Source organism: Bacillus sp. CIS52, from assembly GCF_053545315.1.
Map to the genome: position 1 here is coordinate 30,727 of NZ_JBIUFR010000001.1, position 13,745 is coordinate 44,471.

9 protein-coding genes and 1 pseudogene are annotated in these 13,745 nt (G+C 49.5%); all 10 read left to right on the forward strand.

The features are described from left to right. The first annotated feature begins 9 nt into the window (after positions 1–9). The 10 genes and pseudogenes from ACH32G_RS00025 to ACH32G_RS00070 all read left to right on the forward strand — a co-directional run bounded on the left by ACH32G_RS00025 (position 10) and on the right by ACH32G_RS00070 (position 13,726). A complete protein-coding gene (locus ACH32G_RS00025) occupies positions 10–3,813 on the forward strand; it encodes a non-ribosomal peptide synthetase (protein ID WP_448813857.1) in 3,804 nt (1,267 codons plus the stop codon). A gap of 72 nt (positions 3,814–3,885) precedes the next feature. Continuing rightward, on the forward strand, positions 3,886–4,266 hold the full coding sequence (locus tag ACH32G_RS00030; RefSeq protein WP_045927036.1) for a DUF1360 domain-containing protein: 381 nt from the start codon (positions 3,886–3,888) through the stop codon (positions 4,264–4,266). A gap of 118 nt (positions 4,267–4,384) precedes the next feature. Next, a complete protein-coding gene (locus ACH32G_RS00035; RefSeq protein ID WP_448813858.1) occupies positions 4,385–5,923 on the forward strand; it encodes a glycoside hydrolase family 10 protein in 1,539 nt (512 codons plus the stop codon). 138 nt (positions 5,924–6,061) lie between these two features. Continuing rightward, positions 6,062–7,204, forward strand: a complete 1,143-nt coding sequence (locus ACH32G_RS00040; RefSeq protein ID WP_049628580.1) for an acyl-CoA dehydrogenase family protein — start codon at positions 6,062–6,064, stop codon at positions 7,202–7,204. A 32-nt stretch (positions 7,205–7,236) separates the two neighbouring features. Next, positions 7,237–8,889: pseudogene (locus tag ACH32G_RS00045) on the forward strand (AMP-binding protein); the annotation flags it as partial. 21 nt (positions 8,890–8,910) lie between these two features. Beyond that, positions 8,911–10,260 carry an acetyl-CoA carboxylase biotin carboxylase subunit gene (locus ACH32G_RS00050; RefSeq protein WP_448813859.1) on the forward strand — a complete coding sequence of 450 codons (1,350 nt, stop codon included), beginning with the start codon at positions 8,911–8,913 and terminating at the stop codon, positions 10,258–10,260. Then, complete coding sequence (locus ACH32G_RS00055; protein ID WP_064778997.1) at positions 10,257–10,469, forward strand: acetyl-CoA carboxylase biotin carboxyl carrier protein subunit; 213 nt, start codon at positions 10,257–10,259, stop codon at positions 10,467–10,469. Before ACH32G_RS00050 ends, ACH32G_RS00055 begins: the two co-directional genes overlap by 4 nt. Positions 10,470–10,484: 15 nt before the next feature. Continuing rightward, complete coding sequence (locus ACH32G_RS00060; protein WP_342007827.1) at positions 10,485–11,384, forward strand: hydroxymethylglutaryl-CoA lyase; 900 nt, start codon at positions 10,485–10,487, stop codon at positions 11,382–11,384. A 15-nt stretch (positions 11,385–11,399) separates the two neighbouring features. After that, positions 11,400–12,179, forward strand: coding sequence for an enoyl-CoA hydratase (locus ACH32G_RS00065; protein ID WP_448813860.1), 780 nt, complete (start codon positions 11,400–11,402; stop codon positions 12,177–12,179). A gap of 17 nt (positions 12,180–12,196) precedes the next feature. Next, positions 12,197–13,726, forward strand: coding sequence for an acyl-CoA carboxylase subunit beta (locus ACH32G_RS00070; protein ID WP_448813861.1), 1,530 nt, complete (start codon positions 12,197–12,199; stop codon positions 13,724–13,726). Positions 13,727–13,745 lie beyond the last annotated feature (19 nt).

Sequence of the window (13,745 nt, forward strand, 5' to 3'; positions counted from 1 at the left end):
GAGGAACACATGGACAAAACGAAAAATATCCAAAATATTTATCCCCTCAGCCGAATGCAGGAAGGAATGCTTTTTCATTCCTTTCTGCAAAAGGAGGGGGCTGCATATATCGAGCAATCCGTCTTCACCATAAAAGGCCGGCTTCGTCCGGAATTGTTTGAGCAAAGCGTACAGTCTGTCATCAGCCGCCACGATATTTTCAGAACGGTATTTTTACCTCATGTCGCTCAGCTGAACGGCCCCCGCCAAGTCGTGCTTCGTGAGCGGGAATTCCGGCTGCACCGCGAAGATCTTACACATTTGGATGAAGCGGGACAAAACAGCTATATACAGCGATTTAAGGAACGTGACCGCTTAAAGGGCTTTGATTTGCAAAAGGATATGCTGATGCGTGTTTCTTTGTTTAAAACAGCTGACGAAGAATATGTATGCGTCTGGAGCCATCATCACATCCTCATGGACGGCTGGTGCCTCGGCATCGTCCTTCAGGAATTTATGCATATGTACCGGGCGATTGAATCAGGCTCACCCGTCACCTTGGAGCCCGCTAAGCCGTACAGCACTTATATTACATGGCTGACCGATCAGGACAACGACGCAGCTTCTGAGTATTGGAAAGGATATTTAGCGGGCTTTGAGACCCCATCAGGACTGCCGAAAATATCGGTCCGGCCCCTGGAAAAAGGCTACCGCAAGAAAGAGCTGCTGTTTTCTTTAGATCAAAACCTGACGGATAAGCTGAAAACGATCGCCAAAGAAGAGGGCGCAACGCTTGCAGTTCTTATGCAGACCATATGGGGCCTGATGCTGCAGCGCTACAACCGGACGGACGATGCCGTGTTCGGCGCCGTCGTATCAGGGCGGCCTTCTGTCATTGATGGCGTGGAAAGCATGATCGGACTGTTTATCAATACCGTCCCGGTACGCATTAAAACGGGTGATGAAAGCTTTAGAGAACTGCTGGGACGCTGTCAGAAGGAAATGCTTGATTCAGAGGCGTTCAGTTATCATCCGCTTGCCGACATCCAATCTCAGACTGAGCTGAAACAGGATTTAATCGACCATATTATCGTGTTTGAAAATTATCCGATTCAGCAGCAGATGAAAGACGCGGAAAAGGAATCGGATGCGCCGTTTAGAATCGGGAATGTCAACGTGTCGGAACAATCGGGCTACGACTTTAACCTCATCATAGCGCCCGGCGATGAGCTGCTCATCAAATTCAGCTACAATGCGAACGTTTATGACGAAGTATGGATAGAGAGCGTAAAAGGCCACTTGGAAGAAGCGCTGCGCGGCGCCGCTTTTAATCCCGATGTTCCTGCTGACCGGCTTCCGATGCTCGGACAAAAGGAAAAATCAAGAATAATCGGCGAATTTAATAACACGAAAACAACTTATGAAAGAGACGAAAGCATCATCAGCCTATTCAGCCGTCAGGCGGAGAAAACCCCGGATCATCAGGCGCTTCACGCCGGCGGGATGACGTTGACGTACCGGGAGCTTGATGAACGGTCAACTGCATTCGCCCGCACCCTGCTGGAAAACGGTTTGGCGCAAAAGGGAATTGCCGGGATTTTAGCCGAACGCTCACCGGAATTTATCATCGCTGTTCTCGCTGTTTTGAAAGCGGGAGGGACGTACCTTCCGCTCGATGCAGATCTGCCTTCCGACAGGATCGCCGATATGCTCACTGAGAGCGGAGCACAGCTGTTAACGGTGCAAAACGGGATTGAGACTGATATTTACTTTTCTCGCATCATCTCTATCCCGGCTGCCGCTGAGAAACAAACCGCTGACGCGGGAAAACTGAATACCGTTACATCGCCTGATGATCTTGCCTATATTATGTATACATCCGGTTCAACAGGAAAACCGAAGGGCGTGATGATTTCCAACCGCAACGTCGTATCGCTCGTGTCCAACAGCAATTACACGTCGGCCGGCACGACGGACCGTCTCATTCTGACAGGGTCCATCGGTTTTGACGCAGTGACGTTTGAAATCTTCGGAGCGCTTTTGAACGGAGCGTGCCTTCATGTAGTTGACCGCACGACAATGCTTGCGCCTGAGAGGTTCGGCCATTATCTTTGTTCCAATCGAATTACGATTCTGTTTTTGACGACGGCGCTCTTTAACCAGTTTGCTCAGGCGGATCCGGAGATGTTTTCCGGATTGCACACCTTATATGTCGGCGGAGAAGCTTTGTCACCGGCGCTCATCAATAAGGTCAGACACCGCTGTCCGAATCTCAGCCTTTATAACATATACGGACCGACGGAAAATACGACATTTTCCACCTTTTATGAAATCAAGCATGATTTTTCTCAGCCGATCCCAATCGGAAAACCGATCACTAATTCAACCGCGTATATCATTGAGAAAAATGGCGGACTTGCGCCGATCGGCGTGCCCGGTGAGCTTTGTGTCGGCGGCGACGGGGTTGCCAAAGGCTACTTAAACAGGCCTGACTTAACAAGTGAAGCATTTGTCAGCCACCCGATTCATCCTGAAGAAAAGATTTACAAAACAGGCGACTTGGCTTATTGGCTGCCGGATGGAAGCATCGGATACATCAGCCGTATCGACCGTCAATTCAAGATTCGCGGAAAGCGTATCGAGCCGGCCGAAATTGAAGCGCGGCTGACTGAAATTGAGGGAATCAGGGAAGCGGCAGTCATCGTGTCAGACGAAGGACAAGAAGCCATCCTTTGTGCGTATTATACAGGCGCGCATGTTGAAGAAAGAACCATTCGCTCCCTATTGGCAAGGCCGCTTCCCGACTATATGATTCCGCAGTATGTGGTAAAGCTTGACCGTATGCCGCTTACCGCAAACGGCAAAGTGGACCGCCGCAGACTCCCTGCGCCAGAACGGAAAAAGACGTCATCAAAAGCCGTTCCCCCGCGAAACTGGGTAGAGCGTGAGCTGATCGACATTTGGTCGCCGATACTCGGCTGCGGCGAGCTGGGCATACAGGATGACTTTTTTGAGCTTGGCGGGCACTCTTTGAAAGCATTGCAAGTCATTCACCAGCTGAAGACCAGGCAGCAGATGGATGTCCCGATTGAAATGATATTTGAATATCCGACAATTGAACAATTGGCTGAAAAGCTGTATTCCAGCAAACTGTCAGAAGCTGCCGAACAGCATATCAGCAGATTGAATCAGCCGAAAGGCCGCAACCTTTTCTGTTTTCCGCCAATCTCAGGTTTCGGTATTTTCTTCAAAGATCTGGCGGCAGCATTAAATGGACGGGCTGCTGTGTACGGTTTTAACTTTATTGAAGAAGACAGCAGAATGGAACAATACATTGATAAAATGCTGGAAATCCAGCCGGAAGGCCCTTATATCCTCTTCGGATATTCAGCGGGCGGCAATACGGCATTCGAGGCGGCAAAAGCAATGGAAAAGCGCGGCTTAGAAATCAGCGACGTCATTATCGCAGACGCGTACAGAAAGCTTGACGCGCTGCCGCCGCAGCCAACAAACGCAACAGCCGAAAATGTCCCGGAGGCCGTCAGGGAAGCGGTCATCAGAAAAACAGAGCGCTATCAAACGTATTGGGCGGAACTGATAAATGACGGCCAAATTGCGGCAAACCTCCATTTTATTGAGGCCGGCATAAAGGAAGAGCACAATGCTGAGCCTGAGCCGAAGAAATGGGAAGGCGCCACAACGGGACTCTATCAGGAATATCAGGGCGAGGGAGCCCATAAAGATATGTTTGAACCCGAGTTTGCACACAAAAATGCCGAGGTCATACTGGACATCGTTGCAAACAGCGGCAGACGCTTGGAACGGAATATGTAGCATCCGGCAGAATGGTTCAGGATGACAGAGGGCAAGATAGGGGAATCAAACCAGGTTTTTGGAGGCTTTGTCATGACGAACCTATCTTGGCTTACATATGTAATGATCATCCTTGCCAGCTATCGGCTGACCCATTTAATTGTATTTGATAAGATTACCGAATTCATAAGAAAACCCTTTTTAAAGCAAGAAAAAACCATCGACCAAAACGGGCGCGCCGTCCAAAAAAAAGTCCCTTCCTCCGCATTCGGTTATATGCTGCAGTGTTATTGGTGTGCGGGTGTCTGGTGCGCCATATTGATCGGCATCTGCTACTTGGTCTGGCCCCGCTATGCACATCCGGTTATTTTCATTTTGTCCATTGCCGGAGCGCAGGCTATTCTTGAAACCTGTGTCGGCGTCGGAACGAAGGTCATTGACGTGCTCGCCGCCATGAAACATAAAAAGTCCTGAAGCGTTTCATCCGCTTTAGGACTTTTTTCTTTTTTTAAGGCAGAGAGGAATAAAGCAGGCTTTTTGATTCACCGCCCGGAATGCTTCGGAATACCGTAAAGCTGAAAGGGGGAAAAACATGAAAGGCTGCCGTTCCAGCATCATATGGTTTTTGGCCGTTTTACTGACAGCAGGCATCTTTACAGTCTCAGCACCAGCAAAAGCTGGCGGCACTCAGGCGAAGAGGGAAATGAGAGCCGTATGGATCGCGTCTGTCACCAATATCGACTGGCCCTCTAAAAAAGGGCTGTCACCCGATGAGCAAAAAAAAGAATACAGCAAGCTGCTGGATGACGTTCAGGCAATGGGGATGAACGCCGTGATCGTTCAAATTAAACCGACGGCTGATGCTTTTTATCCATCAGATTACGGTCCATGGTCAGAGTATTTGACAGGAACGCAAGGCAAAAATCCGGGCTACGATCCGCTTGCTTTTTTAGTTGAAGAGACACATAAACGGAATCTTGAATTCCACGCTTGGTTCAACCCTTACCGGATCACGATGAATCACACAAATTTGAATGCGCTTTCAGATGATCATCCCGCCCGTTCTCATCCGGACTGGGTCGCCGCATACGGAAATCAGCTGTATTATAATCCGGGCATTCCCGAAGTACGGCAATTTATAACGGATGGGATCAAAGAGGTGGTCAGCCGATATGACATTGATGCGGTTCATATGGATGACTATTTTTACCCTTATAAAATCGCCGGAAAGGAATTTCCCGATCAGGCGGCATACGAACGGTACGGAAAAGCTCACTTTGCATCAGTTGATGACTGGCGCAGGGATAACGTCAACCAGCTTGTAAAAGAGATCAATCAGGCCATTAAACGAGAAAAATCTTATGTCAAATTCGGAATCAGCCCATTTGGCGTATGGAGAAATGCCGCAGATGACCCGACAGGCTCCAAAACGGCCGCCGGAGTGCGGAACTACGATGACTTATACGCTGATACGAGAGAATGGATCCAAAAAGGATATATTGATTACATCGCACCGCAGATTTACTGGAGTATCGGCTTTAAAGCGGCGGCATATGACGTCTTAGCGGATTGGTGGGGCAATGAAGTGAAAAATCGTCCCGTGCATTTATATATCGGGCAGGCAGCTTATAAAATCAACAACAACGCTGATCCGCCTTGGGCCGATCCGGAGGAATACGGAAGACAGATTGCTCTTAACAGGGAATCAGCTTGGATTAAAGGCAGCATGCATTTCAGTTTAAAGGATCTGAACCGTAATCCGCTCGATGTGAAAAACCGCTTGATCAATGACATGTACAGCCGGCCAGCATTAATACCCGAGATGCCTTGGCTCGGACATTCCGCTTTAAAAAAACCGGCTGTCAAACGGGCGGAGAAGAACGCTTCAGGCAATACACTCTTTATCGAAGATGCAAAATCCAACGGTAAAAAAACGGCTTATTACGCCATTTACCGCGCAGAAAAGGGAAAGCAGCCTTATTTAGTTGATACAGTCAGAAAAACAGCACCACGGACGCAGACATTTTCAGATACTGATATCCAGGCGAAAGGCTCCTGCACCTATATCGTTACTTCCGTTGACAGGCTTCACCATGAAAGCCGTCCTTCCGCAAAACGGACGGTTAAATAGCATGTCTAAACAAACTGACAGTTGCCGCGCTGTCAGTTTTTTGCGGCGGATGAGTCCGAATGTTCAGACTTTATTTGGATGGAATGAATAAAGACCCCCATTAATAAAATGTAGAAAGCAGCAGAAGGAGGAAGGTTAATGAATTTTCAACTGACAAAAGAACAGCAGATGGTGCGCGAAATGGTCAGAGATTTCGCCAAAAATGAAATTGCCCCGAAAGCCCATGAGGTTGATCAATCAGCCGCGTTTCCGATAGACACATTTAAAAAAATGGGCGAACTCGGGCTTCTCGGAATTCCGTTTCCGGAAGAATACGGAGGAGCGGGCGGTGACACCATTTCCTATGCAGCGGCAGTTGAAGAAATCGGAAAAGCCTGCGGAAGCACGGGGCTGAGCTATGCGGCAGCCGTGTCACTCGGTGCAAGCCCATTATACTATTTCGGTACTGAACAGCAAAAACAAGAACACCTTACTCCGCTAGCTTCCGGAAAAGCGCTCGGATCATTCGGATTGACGGAGCCGAATGCCGGTTCAGATGCCGGCGGCACCCAGACAAAAGCCGAGAAAATGGGTGCTGACTATGTGATAAACGGAGAGAAATGCTGGATCACTAACGCCAATTATGCCCGCACGGTCATTGTCACCGCCGTTACGGGAAAGAACTCCGCCGGAAAACCGATCATTTCAGCTCTTATCGTCCCGACAGACACACCAGGATTTACGATCACAAGTCCGTACGACAAGATGGGTGTGAGAGGATCTGATACGGCCGAACTTGTGCTGGAAGATGTCAGGGTGCCTGCCGACAACCTGCTCGGTGATCCTGAAAAAGGTTTCAAGCAATTTTTATATACATTAGACGGCGGACGGATTTCGATTGCGGCGCTGGCTGTCGGTATCGCTCAAGGAGCATTGGAGGCGTCGCTGTCATATGCGAAGGAACGCAAGCAGTTCGGCAGCCCGATATCGTCATTTCAAGCCATCCAATTTAAGCTCGCTGACATGGCGATGGAAATTGACCTTGCCAGACAAATGGTGCTTAAAGCGGCCTGGCTGAAGGATCAAAACCTGCCATTTACGAAAGAAGCGGCATTCGCCAAGCTCTATGCTTCAGAAATGGCCGTCAGAACATGCCTTCAGGCCATCCAAATTCACGGCGGTTCCGGCTATATGAAGGAGTGCGGTGTCGAACGCATGCTTCGTGACGCAAAGCTGATGGAGATTGGCGAAGGAACGTCAGAAATTCAAAGAATGGTCATTGCAAGACAGCTCTTGAAGTGAAATGAAAACGTTTACCAAAACAAGAATGGAAGGAAGCAGGTCATATGGCTGAACTTATCCATTTAACAGCAGGAAAGCTGCTTGAGCGGACCGCGGAGCTTTTTCCGGATCATGAAGCAGTTGTTTACCCTGAGCGCGGCCTTCGTTATACGTATGCCGAGTTTGAACGGTTATGCCGGCAAACCGCAAAAGGGCTGATGAAGCTGGGAGTTGAAAAAGGAGATCATGTGGCCATATGGACATCCAACATACCGGAATGGCTCGCGGCGCAATTTGCAACGGCGAAAATCGGCGCCGTCCTGGTCACCATCAATACGAATTTTCAAATCGCAGAGCTCGATTACCTGCTGACACATTCAGACGTCACGTCCCTGATTATCATGGATTCCTACAGGCAGACATCTTATGTTGAGATGGTGAATAAGCTGATTCCGGAGCTGAAAACTTGTGAGCGCGGCAGGCTGCGTTCGAAACGGTATCCCTTTTTACGGACGGTGTTATATATCGGTGATCAAAGACCGCCCGGCATGCAACGGTGGGATTCTTTGCTGAAGGGTGCCGAGTCTGTAACGGATGCAGCGCTTAACGGAAGGATGGACAGCCTGGATAAGGATGATTGCATTCATATGCAATATACATCGGGTACGACCGGATTTCCGAAAGGTGTCATGCTCTCACATTTTAATATCGTCAATAACGCGGCCAATATCGCAGAGTGCATGAAGCTTACCCCAAGTGACCGTTTATGTATTCCCGTGCCGTTTTTCCACTGCTTCGGGTGTGTGCTCGGCGTGCTGGCATGTGTTTCCGCGGGTGCAGCGATGATCCCGATTGAACAGTTTTCTCCGCCGGCCGTTCTGAAAACGGTGGAGCAAGAAGCCTGCACGGCTCTGCACGGTGTGCCGACGATGTTTATCGCCCTCCTAAATGACAGCCGTTTTTCTGAATATGATCTTTCTCACGTCCGAACCGGAATTATGGCCGGCTCGCCATGTCCGGCGGAAGTCATGAAAGAAGTGATCGGCAAAATGGGGATGGCCGGCATTACCATTGCCTACGGACAGACCGAAGCATCACCTGTCATTACGCAGACAAGAACGGATGATCCGTTTGAAAGAAGAGTGGAAACAGCCGGGCGGGCGCTTCCTCATATCGAAATCAAAATCGTTCGGCCCGGAACATCCGAGGAGGCCGCCCGGGGCGAACAGGGAGAGCTCTGCACCCGCGGATATCATGTCATGAAAGGCTATTATAAAAATCAAGAAGCGACCGAAGAAGCGATAGACAAAGACGGCTGGCTGCATACGGGTGATTTGGCAGTCATGGATGAAGACGGGTACTGCAAAATCACGGGCCGTCTGAAAGACATGCTGATAAGAGGCGGCGAAAATATCTATCCCCGGGAGATTGAAGAAATGTTATATCGGCATCCCGCAGTAGCAGACGTTCAAGTTGTCGGCGTGCCTGATCCGAAATACGGAGAAGAAGCCGCGGCGTGGATCAGGCTCAAAGACGGACAAACCGCTTCCACAGAAGACATCAGAACCTTTTGCAAAGAACATATCGCCCGCTACAAAGTCCCCCGGTATGTGTTATTCACAGATGAATATCCCATGACAGCCTCAGGAAAAATTCAGAAATTCAAGCTGCGGGAAAAAACGATTGAAGAGCTCAAGTTAACTTAATGAAAAAGGAGTGCTTCACATTTGTTCACAAAAATCCTGATTGCCAACAGAGGAGAAATCGCCTTACGAATTATCCGCACCTGCAAACGTCTCGGCATTCCCTCGGCAGCTGTCTATTCAGAAGCCGATCAGAATGCGCTCCATGTAAAAGCGGCAGATGAGGCCTATCCGATCGGTAAATCGAGAGTAAATGAAAGCTATTTACATATCGACAGAATCATAGAAGCCGCTAAAGCCGCCGGAGCAGACGCCATTCACCCCGGCTACGGACTGCTGTCAGAAAACAGTTCGTTCGCCGAACGCTGCCGGAAGGAACAAATCACGTTTATCGGCCCGCCCGGTGACATCATCGCCAAGATGGGCAGCAAGATAGAAGCCCGAAAAACGATGCAAAAAGCAAAGGTCCCGATCGTTCCCGGTGTTTCAGAACCGTTGCCCGATGTACACTCGGCCTTAGCCGAGGCCCGCGCCATCGGCTTTCCGGTCATGCTGAAAGCATCCGCTGGAGGCGGAGGAATCGGCATGCAGATCGTACATTCAGAAGAAGAGCTGGCCAAAGCGTTTGAAGGCAATCAAAAGCGGGCCGCATCCTTTTTCGCAGACGGCGCGATGTATATGGAAAAAGTCATTGAAAACGCCCGTCATATTGAAATTCAGATTCTCGCAGATTCTTTCGGCAATACCGTTCATCTGTTTGAACGTGACTGTTCAGTGCAAAGGCGCCATCAAAAAGTGATAGAAGAAGCGCCGTCCCCGTTTGTTGATGATGAATTAAGACAAAGACTCGGCGAAACCGCCGTTAAAGCCGCTAAATCGATCGGCTACCAAAATGCGGGCACCATAGAGTTTCTCGTCGACCAAAAGAAACAAATCTATTTCTTAGAAATGAATACAAGACTGCAGGTAGAGCATCCGGTGACAGAAGAAATTACAGGACTGGATCTTGTGGAAGAGCAGCTGAAAATTGCCGCGGGGCAGCCGCTGACTTTTTCACAGAAAGACATCACACATCACGGGCATGCGATCGAAGTGCGGATTTATGCGGAAGATCCGGTCACCTTTTATCCGTCACCCGGCACCATCTCGTCTTTCTCCGTATTACGGCATCCGTCAGTGAGACACGAATGCGCCGTTGAAAAGGGAAGCACCATTTCTCCGTTTTACGATCCGATGATTGCCAAAATGATCGTCACGGCGAATACGAGAAAACAAGCCATTGAACAACTGAAAACCGCTCTTCGCGAATACCATGTAGAAGGGATTAAAACCAATATTCCCCTGCTGTCAAAGATTGCCCATTCAGAAGCGTTTGAAAAGGGTGAAGCGACAACCGGATTTTTACAAACCATGAACGGGGAGGCGTCCAAATGAGCGAGATAAAAATTCAGATGGCGGGAAATCTGTGGAAAATTCATGTGAAACCGGGCGATGTCATCGAAAAAGGACAGGAAGTAGCTGTCTTGGAATCAATGAAAATGGAAATTCCGATTATTGCTGATGTATCCGGAACGGTGAAAGAAGTGAAAAAAGCAGAAGGTGATTTCACCGATGAAGGAGAGGTCCTGATTGAGCTCCAATAAAACGGGAGGTGCAGCATGAACTGTCCGAAGCATGTCCGAATCAATGAAGTAGGGCCTCGTGACGGCCTGCAGAATGAGTCCGCGTGGGTGGATACAGAAGATAAGATTGAGTGGATCAATATGCTGTCAAAAACAGGACTTTCCTATATCGAAGTGACTTCATTCGTGAATCCGAGGTGGATTCCGGCGCTGCGTGACAGTCTGGACGTTGCAAAGGGAATTGCCAGAACAGAACATACAGTATACGCGGCTCTCGTTCCAAACCTCACCGGGCTGGAGCATGCGGCAGAAGGCAGAATTGATCAAGCCTGTGTGTTTTTATCAGCAAGCGAAACCCATAACCAAAAAAACGTCAACAAACCGATTGACCGGACCGTTCAAGAGCTCAGGCAGGTCATTTCTGAAGCAAAATCTGAAAAAATGGCAACGAGAGCTTATCTTTCCACCGTATTCGGATGCCCGTATGAACAAAACGTACCGATCGAACAAGTCATCCGGCTCACAGACACGCTTCTTGAAATGGGCGTTGATGAATTATCACTCGGCGACACAATCGGCGCGGCGAACCCCTTGCAGGTCATAGCCGTGCTTGAAGCTCTTTTGCCGAGAGTTCCCGCCTCAAAAATCGCACTCCATTTCCATGATACAAGAGGCACGGCTCTTGCAAATATCATTCCCGCTCTTGATATGGGGATTACATCCTTTGATACCTCCTCAGGCGGGCTTGGCGGCTGTCCGTATGCTCCGGGATCAGCAGGGAATGCCGCCACAGAAGACGTCATTTATATGCTTGAACAAATGGGGATTGATACCGGGACGGACATGAATAAACTACTTGAAGCCGCCGGCTGGATCGGAGATAAAATCGGCAAAGACCTGCCAAGCAGAAACCTGCAGGTCTTCAGAACGAAATGAGAGAGAGGAGAAGCCATGGGAGATTGTGTATTGTTTTCCGTCTGTCAAGAAACAATCGGCCTGATCACGCTGAACCGCCCGCATGCGGCCAACTCACTGTCATCAGAAATGATTGATGATTTACAGCGTGTAATTACAGACATCAATAACTCGCCATCCATTCGCTGTGTCATTCTCACCGGCTTCGGAAACACATTCTGCGCCGGTGCTGATTTAAAAGAAAGAGCGGGGATGAATCATGAACAAGTCAAACAAAGCGTCAGTCGTATCGGTGAAACCGCCGCCTCAATTGAAGCACTCCCGCAGCCGGTCATTGCAGCGCTGAATGGAACGGCAGTCGGCGGCGGACTTGAACTCGCCCTCGCTTGCGATATCAGAATCGCTGTCAGCCGGGCAGGCCTCGGCCTCCCTGAAACAGGCCTTGCGATCATACCCGGGGCGGGCGGAACACAGAGACTGCCTAGGCTTATCGGACCCGGTGCGGCAAAAGAGTTGATCTACACCGGCCGGAGGCTCACGGCCCAAGAGGGAAAAGACATAAAGCTGGTCGAGCATGTATGTGAAACTGAAGAACTTTTGGAAAAAGCAAAAGCACTGGCCGGCCGCATCGCCGCCAATGGGCCGATCGCCGTCAGACAAGCAAAATTCGCGATAAACAAAGGGCTGGAGACTGATCTCAATACAGGGCTCGAAATCGAACGAAAAGCATATGAACAAGTCATCCCGACACTTGACAGAGAAGAGGGGCTGCGCGCCTTTAAAGAAAAAAGACCCCCTGAATACAAAGGAAAATAAAACTTGGAGGGACTCGGATGGATTACGAAAAAGAACGGCAGACACGCAGCAAAACGATTGAAAAGGGAGGAGCGGCTAAATATCACGCAAGCAACGAAAAAAAGGGAAAACTTTTTGTAAGAGACAGGCTGAAGCTTCTATTCGATGACGGCATATCCGTTGAAGACGCTTTTTTCGCCGAATGCATGTCAGACGGACTGCCGGCTGACGGGGTTGTCACCGGGCTCGGAACCATCAGCGGCCGAACCGTTTGTGTGATGGCAAACGACTCAACCGTAAAGGCGGGCTCATGGGGCGCGAAGACGGTGGAAAAAATCATCCGCATTCAGGAAACGGCTGAAAAACTGCAGTGTCCGCTTCTGTACTTAGTCGATTCAGCAGGTGCAAGAATTACCGATCAGGTCGACATGTTCCCGGGCAGAAGGGGAGCCGGCCGCATTTTTTATAATCAAGTAAAGCTGTCGGGACGCATACCGCAAATCTGTTTATTGTTCGGTCCTTCCGCTGCGGGCGGCGCTTACATTCCTGCCTTTTGCGACATTGTTATTATGGTTGAAGGCAATGCATCCATGTACTTAGGCTCTCCGCGCATGGCGGAAATGGTAATCGGCGAAAAGGTATCGCTTGAAGAAATGGGCGGCGCCCGTATGCATTGTTCCGTATCAGGCTGCGGTGATCTCCTCGCCCGGACGGAACAGGAAGCAATCACGATGGCGCGGACATATCTCAGCTACTTTCCGGCAAATTATAAGGAAAAAGCGCCTGTCAGCGAATCCAAGAACCCGAAAGATTTTGAAAAACCGCTCTCAGATGTCATCCCGGCACATCAAAATGCACCGTTCAACATGCTGGATTTAATTGAACGTGTCATCGATGAAGACTCTTTTTTTGAGATTAAACCGTTATTTGCGCAGGAATTAATAACGGGACTTGCGCGGATTCACGGACAGCCGGTCGGCATTATCGCCAACCAGCCGCGTGTCAAAGGCGGGGTTTTATTTCTCGATTCGGCGGATAAAGCCGCAAAATTCATCGCTTTGTGCGATGCATTTCATATTCCGCTTCTGTTTTTGGCAGACATCCCCGGATTTATGATCGGAACGAAGGTTGAGCAGGCGGGCATCATCAGGCATGGCGCAAAAATGATCTCCGCAATGGCGGAAGCGACTGTTCCGAAGCTTTCCGTTATTGTCAGAAAAGCCTACGGTGCGGGATTATATGCGATGGCGGGCCCGGCTTTTGAACCGGACTGCTGCTTAGCGCTTCCGACTGCGCAAATTGCCGTAATGGGGCCAGAAGCAGCGGTAAATGCGGTCTACGCAAACAAAATCAGCGAACTCGCTCCAGAAGAAAGGCCGGCCTTTATTCAGGAAAAGCGAGATGAATACAAGGAAGACATTAACCTTTACCGTCTTGCCTCTGAAATGGTGATTGACGGCATCGTTCCCGCTGATTCCTTGCGGGACGAACTCAATAAACGCCTCACTGCTTACATGTCTAAACAACTGACTTTCACACACCGGAAACACCCCGTATACCCGGTATAAATAAAAAAGACCGCATAGA